Annotated in this window: 12 protein-coding genes and 5 pseudogenes; 7 read left to right on the top strand and 10 right to left on the bottom strand. The window is 67.7% G+C overall.

What is annotated here, in order from left to right:
• Window positions 1-694 (bottom strand): IS110 family transposase (locus tag CW362_RS31690; RefSeq protein WP_240658134.1); only part of this gene is annotated, 694 nt, incomplete at its 3' end.
• 343 nt (window positions 695-1037) lie between these two features.
• Between CW362_RS31690 and CW362_RS31685 the strand changes: the two are divergent.
• A pseudogene (locus CW362_RS31685) lies at window positions 1038-1322 on the top strand (transposase); the annotation flags it as partial.
• Window positions 1323-1428: 106 nt separating this feature from the next.
• Here CW362_RS31685 and CW362_RS31680 read toward each other — a convergent pair.
• Window positions 1429-1878, bottom strand: coding sequence for a hypothetical protein (locus CW362_RS31680; protein WP_103553034.1), 450 nt, complete (start codon window positions 1876-1878; stop codon window positions 1429-1431).
• A gap of 177 nt (window positions 1879-2055) precedes the next feature.
• Between CW362_RS31680 and CW362_RS31675 the strand changes: the two are divergent.
• Window positions 2056-2445, top strand: a pseudogene (locus tag CW362_RS31675) (IS5 family transposase); the annotation flags it as partial.
• Between the two features lie 75 nt (window positions 2446-2520).
• Here the strand turns inward: CW362_RS31675 and CW362_RS31670 are convergent.
• Entirely contained in the window at window positions 2521-2847 is a 327-nt protein-coding gene (locus CW362_RS31670; RefSeq protein ID WP_103553033.1) for a hypothetical protein, read from the bottom strand.
• A gap of 171 nt (window positions 2848-3018) precedes the next feature.
• Window positions 3019-3921: a hypothetical protein gene (locus tag CW362_RS31665; protein ID WP_162684295.1), complete on the bottom strand. Its 903-nt coding sequence runs from the start codon at window positions 3919-3921 to the stop codon at window positions 3019-3021.
• Window positions 3922-4059: 138 nt separating this feature from the next.
• Between CW362_RS31665 and CW362_RS31660 the strand changes: the two genes are divergently transcribed.
• The 3 genes and pseudogenes from CW362_RS31660 to CW362_RS31650 form a co-directional block, all read left to right on the top strand.
• A complete protein-coding gene (locus CW362_RS31660; RefSeq protein ID WP_103553031.1) occupies window positions 4060-4812 on the top strand; it encodes a transposase family protein in 753 nt (250 codons plus the stop codon).
• Window positions 4813-4926: 114 nt separating this feature from the next.
• Complete coding sequence (locus tag CW362_RS31655; protein ID WP_103553030.1) at window positions 4927-5688, top strand: alpha/beta hydrolase; 762 nt, start codon at window positions 4927-4929, stop codon at window positions 5686-5688.
• A 138-nt stretch (window positions 5689-5826) separates the two neighbouring features.
• Window positions 5827-6531 (top strand): annotated as a pseudogene (locus CW362_RS31650) (IS701 family transposase); the annotation flags it as partial.
• Between the two features lie 168 nt (window positions 6532-6699).
• Here the strand turns inward: CW362_RS31650 and CW362_RS31645 are convergent.
• From CW362_RS31645 to istA, 3 genes are read right to left on the bottom strand one after another with little or no spacing between them, the layout of a single operon-like run.
• Window positions 6700-7146: a DUF4279 domain-containing protein gene (locus CW362_RS31645; RefSeq protein ID WP_103553029.1), complete on the bottom strand. Its 447-nt coding sequence runs from the start codon at window positions 7144-7146 to the stop codon at window positions 6700-6702.
• Window positions 7147-7183: 37 nt separating this feature from the next.
• Window positions 7184-7969 (bottom strand): IS21-like element helper ATPase IstB, encoded by a 786-nt coding sequence (istB, locus tag CW362_RS31640; RefSeq protein ID WP_103553028.1) that lies wholly within the window; start codon window positions 7967-7969, stop codon window positions 7184-7186.
• Window positions 7966-9597, bottom strand: a complete 1632-nt coding sequence (gene istA / locus CW362_RS31635) for an IS21 family transposase (protein ID WP_103553038.1) — start codon at window positions 9595-9597, stop codon at window positions 7966-7968. Before istA ends, istB begins: the two co-directional genes overlap by 4 nt.
• Window positions 9598-9733: 136 nt before the next feature.
• Here istA and CW362_RS44915 point away from each other — a divergent pair.
• Window positions 9734-10276: pseudogene (locus CW362_RS44915) on the top strand (IS701 family transposase); the annotation flags it as partial.
• Between the two features lie 26 nt (window positions 10277-10302).
• Here CW362_RS44915 and CW362_RS31625 read toward each other — a convergent pair.
• A pseudogene (locus CW362_RS31625) lies at window positions 10303-10536 on the bottom strand (hypothetical protein); the annotation flags it as partial.
• A gap of 180 nt (window positions 10537-10716) precedes the next feature.
• Window positions 10717-11409, bottom strand: coding sequence for a hypothetical protein (locus CW362_RS31620; RefSeq protein WP_338069088.1), 693 nt, complete (start codon window positions 11407-11409; stop codon window positions 10717-10719).
• Between the two features lie 556 nt (window positions 11410-11965).
• On the opposite strand from CW362_RS31620, the gene CW362_RS31615 reads away from it, so the two are divergent.
• A complete protein-coding gene (locus CW362_RS31615; protein WP_162684293.1) occupies window positions 11966-12298 on the top strand; it encodes an ankyrin repeat domain-containing protein in 333 nt (110 codons plus the stop codon).
• Window positions 12299-12319: 21 nt separating this feature from the next.
• On the opposite strand, the gene CW362_RS31610 is transcribed toward CW362_RS31615, so the two are convergent.
• The gene (locus tag CW362_RS31610; protein WP_376455085.1) at window positions 12320-13522 is read right to left on the bottom strand and encodes an IS110 family RNA-guided transposase; all 1203 of its coding nucleotides are present in this window, start codon (window positions 13520-13522) and stop codon (window positions 12320-12322) included.
• Window positions 13523-13918: the final 396 nt, after the last annotated feature.

The raw sequence follows: 13918 nt of genomic DNA, 5'->3' as shown, positions 1-13918 counted from the left end.
GGCGAAGCCGGCTCTGGCGGAACATCTGAAGCAGCCGGTCGGCCTCGGCGTCGATGCGGCGTTGGCGTCCGGCTCTGGTGACGGCGGTCCTCAGCCGTCCGCGGGTCAGTGCGGTGGCCTCGGCCGGAGTGGGCGCGATCGCCAGGATCGTGCGGGCCTCCCGGGACAGCAGCCGCTCGCGCTTCGCTGCGAACGCCTCGAGGATCGCGGGGTAGTACTCGCGCAGGTGTGATCGCAGCCGGTTGTGAGCGCGGGTGCGGTCCCAGACTGAGTCCTGCTGAGCTCGCGCGAGGACGGCAATTGCCCTGACCAGGTCCGAGTCGGCCGGCAGGGGGCGATGGAACTCGGTGTCCGTGCGCAGGATGTTCGCCAGGACAACCGCGTCCTGGTGGTCGGACTTCTTCCGGGAGACAACGTGCCGGTCACGGTATCGGGCGACGGCCATCGGATTGATGGCATAGACCCGGCGTCCGGAGGCCCGCAGGCAGGCAACCAGGAGTCCGCGGGAGGTCTCGATCGCCACCGGGATGGGATCGTCCGGGCCGTCGCCGTGCTCGGCGAGCAGATGCAGCAGGTCCTGGAAGCCCGCCGCGTCATCGCTGATCCTGAGTTTGCCGAGCAGTCGGGCGTCCGAGTCGACCACCGCGACATCGTGGTGATCCTCAGCCCAGTCAATTCCGCAGGTTGCGTGCACGACGCGCTCCTTTCAGGGCTTCGCTGTCGGTCGGCATCAAGCCACGGCAGGACCACCCGGCGACCTAATAGAAGCGCTCTCGGGCGCACCACCCCATCAGCCGTCCGTGGCCCCAGCCCTGCCCAAAGTCCTCGCTCTCGTGAAGAGCTCGAAGGCTCCGGCTGATGGGGAGGTGGCTCTGGGAACGGCTCGAATCACGGAACCGTACGGCGACTGGAGCCGACATGGCAGGGGCCTGAACCGCGTCCGTCTTGTCGAAGCACTCCTGGCGCTGCGTATATCTCAGGCGTCTCGCTCTGGCCCCTGCCGACCGGCCCAACCGGCCAACCCACTGGCCTATTAGGCGTACTCATCACGCCGTAATCGGCGTCACCTGCGCAGACGCCAGATCAAGCACACGATCCCCGAGCCAAGAGACCAGCGGGCCAACCGCCGGTGCCGCGGCAGCCAAGGAGGCCGGCCCGCAGGCTTCGACAAGACGATCTACCGCCGCCGCAACGAGGTCGAGCGGACCATCAACCGGCTCAAGAACTTCCGAGCCGTCGCCACGCGCTTCGACAAACGGGCGTACGTCTTCCACGGGACGGTCACCGTGGCCGCGATCCGCCTATGGCTCCGTCCGCAGTGAAACGCCTCGTTCAGAACTTATCGGCACCTGGGTAGTGGTGGCGTAGTTCGCTGAGTAGGTGCGCGTCGACAGCCCTGACGTCCCAAGATGAGCTGTCGAACTCGGTCTACCAGGGTGAGCGGGTGTCGCGGCGTGGTTCTGGGGTCTGCTCGGGCAGAGCCGTGTTTTGGTCGGTGCGCAGCAGCATGCCCGGGTCGGGTTCGAAGTCCTCATTGGGCGGTGCCGGCTGGTGGAAACGCTCGGTGCGCGGAATGGTGACTTCCACCAGCCGGCCCTCCTGGAACATCCATAGCCCGAAGCAGTCGTCGTCCTGGTCGCGAAGCAGAACTTGCACCGTATGCGGATGCGGCCACGGCAGCGACTCCAGGTGCCTGAGCAGGCCCTTGCGGGCACGCATTTTCTCGAACTCCAGGGCCCACCCGAACTCGTAGCCCCAGTGCCCCGCTATCGGGACGAAGCGACCTCGCCACGTGCGTTCCGGGTCGTCCTGGGTCAGCGGTTCCATCACCTCGTCCGACCAGCGGGCGAGCACGATGACCTCGGCGTCTCTACTCATGCCGGAGTATCACCGCAACCGCCTGGTCCACCGCAACCAAATTCCTCAACCGGCCGACGCAGGCAAGCGTGGGCGAATTGGCGACGAGCTCTCAGTGCCAGCGAGCCCGACGACGGCGCCTTCGGAGAAGCTCATCTGCGCCTAAGCCACGGCCCTGATCAGCTCACACGACCCATCGGACAGCCCCTAGCCGTCACGCTCACCGGTGGGAACCGACATGACGTCACCCAGTTGCTGCCGCTGCTGGACACCGTCCCAGCGATTCGGGGCCTGCGAGGACGCCCCCGCCGCAAGCCCCGGAGTCTGTATGCCGATCGGGGCTACGACTTCGACAAGTACCGCCGTCTGCTGTGGAAGCGCGGCATCAAACCGATGATCGCCCGACGCGGGGTCGCACACGGCTCCGGACTGGGAAAGGTGCGCTGGGTCGTCGAGCGAGCCTTCGCCTGGCTGCACCAGTTCAAGCGGCTCCGCATCCGCTACGAACGACGCGCGGATCTGCACCAAGGTCTCCTCGAACTGGCCTGCAGTCTCGTATGCCTTCGCCGTCTCCGAACTTCATTCTGAAAGATCAGTGACAGGCGACATGCCGGAGGCGGTGGCAGGGCGGCAAAGTCGGTTCCTGCCCTTGGGCGGCTGAACTCAGGGAAGGTCGAAGGTGATGCTCCCCGAACCGTCCCAGTCCGGCGCCTCCGTGAGCGTGAGAGTTCCGTCCTCTGCCTCGAAGACTCTCACCAAGATCCCGCCGTTGTCCTCGCCGGGAAACACTATGGAGAAGTGGGGGTCCATCTCCATGAGGAAGTCCCAGCCCTCGCGCTGGGTCGTGTCGAGGGCATTGGCATGCCGACCGGTTGCCCGCCACGTGCCGACCGCGTCGACAGTGACGGTGATGTCGATGTCGTACTTCTCAAGGCACGTCGCGTGATTGGCCCACCATTCGAGGCGGGCCTGACCCGCGAATCGATCCATGAGCACACTATGCACGGCGCCCAGGCCGGACGGGCGAGTCTGTGCGGCTGCCGGCCGCCGTGGGGCAGGCTGTGAGCCGGAGCCGCAGGGGCAAGCCGGACAGGCCCTCGCCTCAACCGGCGGCACCGCATGCGCCCTCGCTGCCTCCGGATCTCATTTTGAAACCATCAGTTAGCCCTCCGGCAGCTCCCATGAGGCGAACCAGTGGGGGAACGGTCCGGCGGAGGGCGGGAAGGCGAACGGCGGGGTGCGGTCGGTGAGCAGGCGCAGCACGAACTCGCCGGTGCCGCAGTCGAAGCGCTGCCACTTACCGTCCAGGTACTGCACCAGAACCGGCCAGTCGTCGGGATCGGCCGGTCCGGTCAGCCAGTGGAAGGTCAGCTCCTGCTCGGAGGTCCCCCATATGAGCACGCCGCCGGGCGCGGGGTGGACCGGGTATGGCCGGTACAGGTCGGCGTACCGCGCCATGTCCTGGCCCCAGGAGACTAGATCCGTGCCCAGCGCACCCGGCACCAGCAGGTCCAGGTACTCGTCGAAGCTGCCCGCGCCGAAGGCGTCGACGATGTCCTTGTGGTCACCGGGCAGCGCGGTGCCCAGCGCTGCCTCCGTCGCGGCCCAGTCGACGCCGCACCGATCGGGCTCCGTCCACCCGGTGGCCTCCCGCAGCAACGCCACCCACCCGACCCCGGGCGGGCGGGTGAACGCGCGCCGGGCGAGGATCACGACGCGGCGCGGGCCATCGGTGGTGGCCGTCACGCCGTATCCGAACCAGTGCTCGGCCAGCACCCACCCGCGCAGCTCCAGCAGCCCGCCCTTCCCGCCGATGGGGAGCCCACCCTCCCCGCCCACCGGCGGACCGTCGGGCACCCCTGCCGCCCTACCCCCGACGACCCAGGCACGTACAGGCAGACCCGCCCCGTCAACTACGTCCGCAGCGACGCGCTCCAGCTCGGCCAGATCCTCCGCGTCACTGGGCACACAGACATGCCCTGCCCCATGAATGGGCAGCGGGCAGTGCAATTCGGGCGCGCGCCAGGCGTCGTTCAGACGGGCGCGCAGAGCTGATGCGTCCACGCAGCCAAGTGAACAGCACGGCACTGACATTGAGCCTTTTCAACCTGCATCAGCAGTACGCCGTTGGGCTGACAACAGGATGAAGCCCCTGGTAGGTGGGTTTTCAACCAAGATCACTAGTCTGTCAGGAGCTTCCGCGTGCTTGTCTACCCGTCCGGTATCGACCTGTCCAGCCGCTCTCTGCAGTACCTATCCGGTCTCCTCGCAGGCCACCGTCGACGGATCGGCTCCCGCTGGCGTCGCCTGACCTGTGGCCGGCAGGCCGTGCTCGTCCCGGCCCACCTGCGCTGCGGCGACACCTACGCCCGCCTCGCAGCAGGTTTCCGCGTCGGAATCGCGACGGTCCACCGGTACATACGCGAGGCCGTGGACCTCCTGGCCGCTCTCGCGCCCACGCTGGAACAGGCCATAACGACGGTGCGGAAGAAGGCGTACGTGATCCTCGACGGCACCGTACTGCCGATCGACCGCATCGCCGCCGACCGCCCGCACTACTCGGGGAAGAAGAAGCACCACGGGATGAACGCGCAGGTCCTCGCGGATCCAGCCGGCCGCCTGATCTGGGCCTCGGACGCGCTACCCGGAGCCGTGCACGATCTGACCGTGGCCCGGACCCACGGCATACCCGCCGCTCTCGCCACTGACGACGTCAAGTGCTGGGCTGACAGGGCGTATCAGGGCGCAGGCCCTGCTGTCCGCGTCCCGTTCCGGGGCAGGAACCTGCGCGGCTGGCGTCGTCGTCACAACCGCGATCACGCCAAGATTCGCAGCCTCGGCGAACGCGCTATGACCACCCTCAAATGCTGGCGCCTCCTGAGGAAGCTCCGCTGCAGCACCACCCGGATCACTGCCGTCGTCCGTGCCGTCGTCGCACTCGAACTCGCCGCCTGATCACGATGGAAAAGGCTCAGTGGTCTACTTCCGCCGGTTGACCTGGCGTCAGGCCAGCCGACTCACGTTGGTAGCGTGACGTGGTTCGTGATGTGATCAGTCGGGGGTGTCGGGGTGACCACAGAGGTTGTCGTCAAGACTGGGCTCAGGTATGGGGCCAGTGGCAAGCTCCTGGACGTCTATCAGCCTGCGGGCGCGTCGGGTCCTGTGCCCGCGGTGCTGCTCTGGCACGGCCGGGGCCCGGACGAACGGGACGTCCTCGCGCTGGTCGCCCGCGCTGCGGCAAAGCTGGGCGTCATCGTCCTGGTGCCGGACTGGCGTCCCGACGCGCCGGACGGCGGGCGAACGCACCTGAGGGAGTCGGCTGTCTTCGTGCGGCAGAACGTGTCCGACTTCGGCGGGGATCCCGAACGGATCGCGCTCGCCGGTTGGTCGCTGGGCGGCAAGGCCGCGGTAGGTGTCGCTCTGAATCCTGCAGCATTTGGCGACTGGAGGCCGCAAGCGATCGTGGGAATCGCGGGTTCGTACGCATCGGCGGCACCGACCACCGGCACCGTCCCGATCGACGACCTCCGCCGGGGCGGCAGCCTGCTGCCGCCTATACCGGTGTGGCTGGTGCATGGCACCGCCGATTCGGTGGTGGACATCGAGCGTTCACGCGAGCTGCGCTCGGCTCTCATGGAACAGGGCTGGCCGGCATCGCTCAACGAGGTCGCGACCGATCACGCCGGCGTCATCATGACCGAGTTCGTCCCCGAGTACCACCGCTGCCTTCCCAGCACCGCCGCCCACGCCGTCGAGGCGGGATCGCGGACCGCCGACGTACTGGCCCGCGCCGCTGGAATCACCGCTCAGCACTCCAGCCGTCGATCATGATCTCACCGGTCAAGACCGGTGTGGGACAGCTGCGCCCACTGGTGATCATCGTCAGTTGTGTGGACAAACGAAGATCAGGCGGTGGCGGCAGATCACAGCGTAGTGCCTGCCCGTTGGCGGGCGGTGTTCAAACAGCTGATGGGCCGCATCGCAGGCCGGTTCAGCGGGGTCGAACCCCGCCACCGGGCAGGGCGGTTGGTGCTGGGCCTGCTGTCGGACCTTCCAAGGAAGAACTGCTGGACCCTGGCGGAGCATGCCGGCGATGCCACCCCAGACGGCATGCAGCACCTGCTGCACCGCGCGAAGTGGGATACGGACGCCGTCCGCGACGACGTACGCGCCTTTGTAGCGGAGCACTTGCACGACCCCGATGCTGTGCTCGTGGTCGATGAGACCGGGGACTTAAAGAAGGGCACCGCAGCCATGGGTGTGCAGTGCCAGTACACGGGCACCGCAGGGCGCATCGAGAACTCCCAGGTCGCCGTCTACCTCGTCTACTCCGCCGCGCACGGACACGCCGCAATCGACCGAGCCCTGTACATACCGCGTTCGTGGACCGACGACCCCGACCGCTGCCGAGCAGCCGGAATCCCCGATGGCGTCACCTTCGCGACCAAACCCCAGCTGGCTGCCCGGATGATGGTCACCCGGGTGCTGGACACCGGCGTACCCACCCGCTGGGTCGCGGGCGACGAGGTCTACGGCGACAACCCCCACCTGCGGGCCGCACTCGAAGACCGCCGGATCGGCTACGTCCTGGCTGTCTCCAGCACCCACCAAGTCGTCACGCATGCGGGGAAGGCCCCGGCGAAGGCCCTCGTGGCGAAGATACCGAAACGGGCCTGACAGTGGATATCCGCCGGAGCGGGCGCCAAGTGGCGTTAACGGTTTGGTATGGCCCCACTTTTCCGGTCCGAACTGGGCCCGGCTTGCTGCGGCGGGCTCTTGTGCTCCGGCCCGGAGTGGCCCCGCTTCCGGTCTGTAGTGGCCCCGCTTTGATGGGCGGCGGTGTCAGTCGTCGCCGCGCGTCATGTCGTATTCGCCGACATCCAGATCTGCGCCGGTTGCGGCGAGGAAGTCCAACACCGCGCGGTCCAGGTGCCAGCCGAGGAGATTCGTGTCGTCTGGCGAGCCGGAGGGCTGCTCGTCATGCAGGTTGAACCAGCGGTTGACCTGAAGAATCGCGCTCCCGGGGCCCAGGCGGGTTGTCAGATCGGTGAGCGCCTCCATGCGGGGCCGGAGCCTGCCGATGACCTGATCTATCTGCTCATCGACTGGCAGACCGGGCTCGCTGCAGACAACCTTCCAGACGTGACAGAACGGGATGATGTGAGGTGAGGTGGACAGACTCCCCCGCACCGTGACCTCGTCCGGTTCCACGCCAAGCAACTGGGTGATCTCGTCGGCGGTGGTGCCGACGCTGGAGATCGCGAAGTAGACGCACTGAATCAACGACACCGGCGGAGACTACCGACGCAGCCGCACGGCCGCCTGACTATTTCCTCGCCTGCTGCCTGGCTTTGGTCTGGGCGAGGCGGTAGGACTCGGTGCCGGTCTCGATGATGGTGCCGTTGAAGGTCAGCCGATCGACGATGGCCGCGCAGAGCCGGGGGTCGGTGAAGGTCTTGGTCCAGCCCCCGAACGACTCGTTCGAGGCGATCGCAACACTGTTCTTCTCCTCCCTCTCCGTCAGGACCTGGAACAGCGTCTCGGCGCCGCGGCGGTCCAGTTCGAGATAGCCCAGCTCGTCAATACAAAGGAGGTCGACCCGTCCGTAGCGGGCGATGGTCTTGGTCAGCTGTTTCTCGTCGGCTGCTTCGACGAGCTCGTTGACCAGGCGGGCGGCGAGCGCGTAGCGGACCCGGAAGCCGGCCATTGCCGCGGCGGAGCCGAGTCCGATCAGGAGGTGGGTCTTGCCGGTGCCGGAGTCGCCGATCAGGCATAGCGGCTCGCCCTTCTTGACCCATTCACAGGTGGCGAGGTTGTTGACCAGGGCGGGTGTGACGTTGGGGTTGGCCGTGTAGTCGAAGTCGGACAGCCATTTCGAGCGCGGGAAGCCGGCCGCGCGGATGCGCCGCTCGGAGCGGCGGCGGTCGCGGTCCTCGCACTCGGCCATCAGCAGTTCGGTGAGGAAGCCCCGGTAGGACAGGTGCTCGCGTTCGGCGCGGTTGACGGTGTCGGCGAACTGAGCCCGCATCGTCGGCAGCCGCAGGACACGGCAGGCGGTGTCGATCGCGGCATCGGAGGCGGGCTCGGTCAGGGTGTGGTGCGGGCCGGTCATCGCGGGTCCCTTCCGGGTTGATGGTGTAGGAGCTGGTCCCAGCGCTCAAGCGCTGGAAGCGGACGCTGGTCGGGTGGCAGGCGGGTGGTTCTTCGCTCGGTCAGGCTCGGCAGCGGCAGCTCCGGCGGGGTGACCGGTTCGGGCAGCGGGACGGTGACGGTGACCGTCGGGGACCGGCCCTCACTCTCGGCGGCCTTCCGTGCTTCGAGCGCGACGACATCCGCGGTGCAGGCCCCGGCCGCGAGCGCGGCCTGGATGCCGGCGACCACGTCGCGATGCTGCAGATGCCGGTGCAGCAGCAGAACGTGAACCAGCGCTTTCGTCCCGTCGCTCTCGCCGAGCGCGTGCTTGGCCGCCGACCAGAACGCCTCATGAGCCGGGGTGAAGGTGCCCGCGCGGCGGGCCTGGTCGAGAGCCTCGGAGCCGGCCAGGGCTCCCGGCTTGGCCAGCAGGACCTCCAGGAAGTGGTCCAGCACAAGCCGCTCGGCGCCCTTCGTGGTCAGGCGCGGGTGGCGGGCGATCTCAGTGCGACCGTGGAAGACGACGACCTCGTTCGAGCGGAGAAGGACGTGGACGGTGCGGCCGATGTAGCGGACCGGGACCGAGTAGCGGCAGACCCGGACGGCGACCATGCCGTAGCGGTCGACGCGCGGATTGAAGGCCAGACCCGTCTCGAACCCCTCGTCGGGCACGGGCAGCAGGAGCGGGGCCTCATGGGCGAAGTCCTGGCCGATAGTGCGGATCCGCATCCCGATCCGCCGGGTCTCCTCGGCCTGCTCGGACGCGACGAAGGCGTCGTTGAGCTCGTCGAGGGAGTCGACGCGCGGGACGGGGGTGAGGTAGTTGCGCCGCCAGTAGCCGACCTGGCCCTCGACGCCGCCCTTCTCGTGGGCGCCGCGAAGTCCCGGCTCGCAGTAGAAGGGGGTGATCGAGTAGTGCCGGCGGAAGTCGTGCCAGCGCGGATGCTCCTCCCGCGACCTGCTCTTGCGGATCACCCGGGACACTGCGGGTGAAAGGTTGTCATACCATATCTGGCCTGCGGGTATGCCACCCAGGGCGCGGAACGCGTGGACGTGGCCGTCGAGGAAGGCCTCCTGTCCGCAGGAGGTCGTGATCCGGTGAACGGCCTTGCCGGAGTAGGCGAGCCGAAGCGCGAACGGGTAGCACTTGGTGCGTTCGCCGGCCAGGTCGACCCAGGCCTCGCCGAAGTCGACCTCTGCGTCCATGCCGGGCTGATTGTGCCGGATCACGAACCCCGCTGAGGGTGCTGCCCCGGCGGCCTCGGCGATCTCGTGCCGGCGCCGGTGGACGTAGTCCCACACGGTCGAGTAGGCAATCTCCGCCCCGAGCTCCTGCTGAGGCCGGGCCAGGATCCGCTGGACGGTGTGCCGCTGCTTCGGCGGAGCCTCCAGATCGTCCAGCAGCCACTGGTCGATCGTCTTCTTGAACGGCTCCAGCCGCGGCGAATGCCGTCGCGGTGTCCGCCGCGGCGGCGGCACCGCCGAGCACAGGGCCTCGCGCACCAGCCGCCGGTGGACGCCATACTTCCGCGCGAGCGCACGGACCGACAACCCCTCCCGCCACGAGTCCCGGCGGATCAACAGGAACAGCTCTTCCTTCGAGGACACCACCAGGCATCGCCCCCTCACGGAGACCTACACCGAGCGTCCCAGCCCCACGTCGAGGGTGGGGCCAGCTCAAACCGGAACAACCCCCGAACGCTCCCACTCGCCCCGCAAGTGGGGCCAACTCGGACCGGAAAAGTGGGGCCAAATCAGACCGTTAACGCCAGCCAAGGGCGAGCGGTATTACGACTGGGCTCAGATTGACATCCACGGCCCAGCTGAACAGCCGGGGCACTGGTGGCTGCTGATCCGACGCAACCGGCGAAGCGGCGAGCTCGCCTTCTACCGCTGCTTCTCACCCCACGTCGTGCCGCTGTCCGATCTGGTCAAAGTGGCCGGACGGCGCTGGACAGTGGAAGAGACGTTTCAAGCTGGCAAGGGCCTGGCCGGACTCGACGAGCACCAGGTCCGCCGATGGACCTCCTGGCACCGTTGGGTCACCCTCGCGATGCTCGCCCACGCCTTCCTGGCTGTCACCGCTGCCGCCGAGCGCCGCAATCATCCCGCGCCAGACGATCTGATACCGCTCACCTCCAACGAGATCCAGCACCTGTTCACAACAGTGATTGCGCGACCAGTCCACGATGAGACCCATCGGCTCAGCTGGTCGCGATGGCGGCGCCGACACCAAGCCCGCGCCCGGAACAGCCACTACCGCCGCCAAGCCGCCCGGCAGCCATGAAGATCACCATCTACGGCTGGAGTACTGAGGTGCGGAAAGCTTTTGGCGATTTCACCGACCACCTGCGGCGCCAGACCGAGCGCCAGACCGGTATCGCGCAGGGCGTGCCGGGCCCGGTAGGTCTCGGGCATGCCGGTGACCGCGGTCCGCTCCCGCCCGAACCGGGTGATGATCGCGTCATACACCTCCAGGCGCCGCTGGGATTCCACGTCCAGGTCGATGTCGGGCAGCGACGTCCGCCGCGTGCTCAAGAACCTTTCTTTACCGACCGGCGAGCTCACCGGGACGCGCTCAACCTGGGGCGATGCGTCGCGGTCGTGTCAGGGATGGCCTGCTTCCTTCTGGGATGTCGGGCCGCAAGTAGGCACCCTGAGCCTCGCAGCCACCCGGCGTCACGGCATGCCCGCACCGTGACGCCCTGGCTGCACACTGCGGACGGGCTACGTCATCAACTCGATGTGCGGATGCTCGGGCTTCGCCGGGCAGACGAAGAGGTGCTGCCGGTAGCCGCTGCCTATCTGGACACCGGTCGCGTTGTAGCCGCGGTGGCCGGGGTACGGTCCAGCACCTGGGTGGGGGTGCGGAGACCAGCTGTTCCCGGCGTCGTCCCCTTCCTCGAACGTGGCGACGGTCATCAGGACCTGCATGCCGGTGCCGCACTCGGAGCAGGGCTGCGGGCTGGGGTCGGTGGAGTTCCAGGCGGGCCAGCCGCCGACCTTCCAGCCGGGTGCGTTGGACAGCACACAGTCGTAGTACGTGTCCGGGTCCATGTCTTCCTCTGCTGCCTGCGGCACACTCCACTGCTTGAGCTGCTCCTGCAGTTCTTCGCTCAGCTCCAGATGGTCGGGGTACTCGGTGATCTGCTCCGGTTCGAGCACACACGGTTCCGGTAGATAGCCGTCGAACTGCACTGCGGGCGGCTCGGGGGGCGTGTCGAGAATATCGGTGACGGCGGCTGCCGAACGCCAGAAGAGCAGGGTCCTGGGCATGATCGGATGATCGAAGGGGCACCACAGAACCTGGAGAAGGTCCTTGCCCTCCGGCGGGCTCAGATCGGGCACATCCCTTACGTACAGCTGCGCGACGGGCAGCATCGCTATGGGGCCGTCGTACGCCTGGACCGCCAGCCTCACCGGATACGTCCGAGGGGGTCGGATTCGCTCGAGGGTCTCCCGTTCCTCCGGAGTCAGGTCCCGGCCGTGCGAGGCGGCGAAGATCCGTCGTTCCAGCCGCAGATCCGCTGGGGACTGGGCTGGGTTGATGCCATCCACCACATGCGGTTCCTCGCAGTGCGGCCACGGCTCCTCAGCGGGCCACAGCAGCGGCCCGCCGATCGAGCTGTCGTGCCACGTCGGCGCCCCAGGGCGGGGGTGCAGGCGGGTCGCCGTGCGGGCCAGCGGAGCCAGTTGAGGAAAGACCGCGGCAACGTCGATCGGTCGTGGCGGAGTGACAGGAGTGACATTCATGGCCGCAATCTTGCCAATCGCCTCTGACAACGGCCCTCGTGGCTGCCCCGCGAAGAGTTCCGGTACGGGCGTCACCCGGGAGAGCGCTACTGCCGGTCCGCTGCCGGCAGATGGCCCGAGAGCAGGTCCACGATCGCCGCGGTGAGGTACGCAGACGGCCCTGGTACCGCCCCACGGGGGGTGCCCCTATCTTCTTCGTCAAGCAATCGTGATGATGACGGGCATGACGGGCATGACGGGTGAGGATCAGGGCTTGGATCGTGCGAGCCGCCAGGACTGGACGCAGCTGCACTTTGCCGCGGATGAGCAGGATGCTGCAGCTGTTGGCTCTCTCCTGGCGGCGGGTGCGGAGGTGGACGCACCCGATGGGCAGGGCAATACGCCTTTGTGGCTGGCCGTGTTCACGTATCGAGGCGATGGCTTGGTGTTGTCGCTGCTGGTCAAGGCCGGTGCCGATCCGGACAGGGACAACCTTCATGGTGTGAGCCCGCGGCGTCTTGCCGGCTGGCGTATTGGTTCAGATGTCGCGGTGCATCTCGGGGAGCTTCCTTCCTAGTAGAAGTGCGATTTCTGCAGGTCAGGCCGCCTTGACGGGCTGGGGTTCGTAGAAGGTTCCATCGCGGAGCATCGCGAAGAGGACGTCGGCCCGGCGTCTGGCGAGGCGGAGCAGGGCCTGGGTGTGGTGCTTCCCTTGGGCGATCTTCTTGTCGTAGTGGGCCCGGGATGCCGGGTCACTCAGGGCGGCGAACGCGGAGAGGAAGAAAGCCCGTTTGAGCTGCTTGTTTCCTCTCCTGGACGGCTGTTCGCTGCGGATCGAGGAGCCCGAGCTCCGGGTCGCCGGTGCGAGTCCCGCGTAGGCGGCGAGGTGGCCGGCGGCCGGGAAGGTGCTGCCGTCGCCGACCTCGATCAGGATCCTGGCTCCGGTCCTGACGCCGACTCCCGGCATGGACGTCAGGACCTTCGAAAGAGGGTGGGCCTCCAGTAGTTCCTCGATCCGCCCGGCCAAAAGTTTCCGCTGCTCGAGCACGGCCGTCAGCGACGTGGCCAGGCTCGGGACGATCAATGCGGCCGCCTCGGTCCCCGGAACGGCGACGGTCTGCTCGTCCGACGCAGCGAAGATCTCCTCGACCAGACGCTCGGCCGTCCTCGGCGCCTTCGGCCGCAGCAGCGTGACCAGCCGCCGACGTCCCGCCTTACGTATCTGGGCCGGCGATCCGAACCGTTCCAGCAGGGCCAGGACGGCCGGATGTTGCAACCGCGGCCCCAGCACCCGTTCCAGCGACGGATGGATCTGGGTCAGCAGGCCGTGGAGCCGGTTGGCGATCCTGGTGGCCTCGCCGGCCAGGTCGTCGTCGAAGCCGACGATCATCTCCAGCTCGGCGATCGTCTCGTCCTCGCCGTCGATCGCCCGCAGCGTGTGCGGCATCGCGCGGGCAGCGTCCGCGATGATGAACGCGTCCCTGGCGTCGGTCTTGGCCTCGCCCGGGTAGAGGTCGGCGATCCGCCGCATCGTCAGGCCGGGCAGGTAAGCGACCGGGCAGCCCATGTCCCTGGCGACCGCCAGCGGCAGGGCGCCGATCGAGGCGGGCTGGTCGACCACGACCAGCACTGTTCCGTGCTTGGCCTGGAGTTTCGCGAACAGCTCGCGGAGCTTGGGTTCGGTGTTGGGCAGGCGCTTGTCGAAGGCTTTCTTTCCGGCCGGGGTGACGGCGGTGGCGTGGTGTTCGCCCTTGCCGACGTCCAGGCCGAGGAAGACGTCGATGTCGCCGGTGTCGATCACGTGCAGGCCCCTCCATCACGCTTTCGTCCGGCTTTGCCTGGGCATCGAGCTGCCACATCCACGTTACGGAGAGCTCTTCCGGCTCGGGTGAAGCCGGTGCTCAAGCCCCTCATCAGCGGTCCGTCGATGCCTCCGGGCTCGGTGACACCCCCCGGATCATGATCGACAGGAGGGGGAAGTCATGCCGGACCCGAAGGCCGGAGGCCCCATTGCGGAGCCACGAAGACGGTAATGGGGGGGAGGAGTTGGACGTCGTCGTCACGCCCTGACCATATTGGCCATGCGCCCCTTTGTGCGTACGTGCGCCGATCGATGCGCAAGCACGGATAGTTAGGCTCCAGTACACATGGTGGGTATGCCACAGATGGCAGAAGAAAGGCCCTCGGCGCGCGTTCC

The organism is Streptomyces populi, assembly GCF_002911015.1.
Classification (GTDB): Bacteria; Actinomycetota; Actinomycetes; order Streptomycetales; family Streptomycetaceae; genus Streptomyces; species Streptomyces populi.
Note: the sequence above shows the minus strand (reverse complement) of the source record. Positions and strands in the feature narration are given on the sequence as shown.

What these genes read in the sequence shown, in the direction of transcription:
- CW362_RS31670 (WP_103553033.1), bottom strand. Translation starts at nt 2,847, where the DNA reads ATGGATCGATTCGCGGGTCAGGCCCGCCTCGAATGGTGGGCCAATCAC.
- CW362_RS31615 (WP_162684293.1), top strand. Translation starts at nt 11,966, where the DNA reads ATGACGGGCATGACGGGTGAGGATCAGGGCTTGGATCGTGCGAGCCGC.
- CW362_RS31680 (WP_103553034.1), bottom strand. Translation starts at nt 1,878, where the DNA reads ATGAGTAGAGACGCCGAGGTCATCGTGCTCGCCCGCTGGTCGGACGAG.
- istB (WP_103553028.1), bottom strand. Translation starts at nt 7,969, where the DNA reads ATGACCGGCCCGCACCACACCCTGACCGAGCCCGCCTCCGATGCCGCG.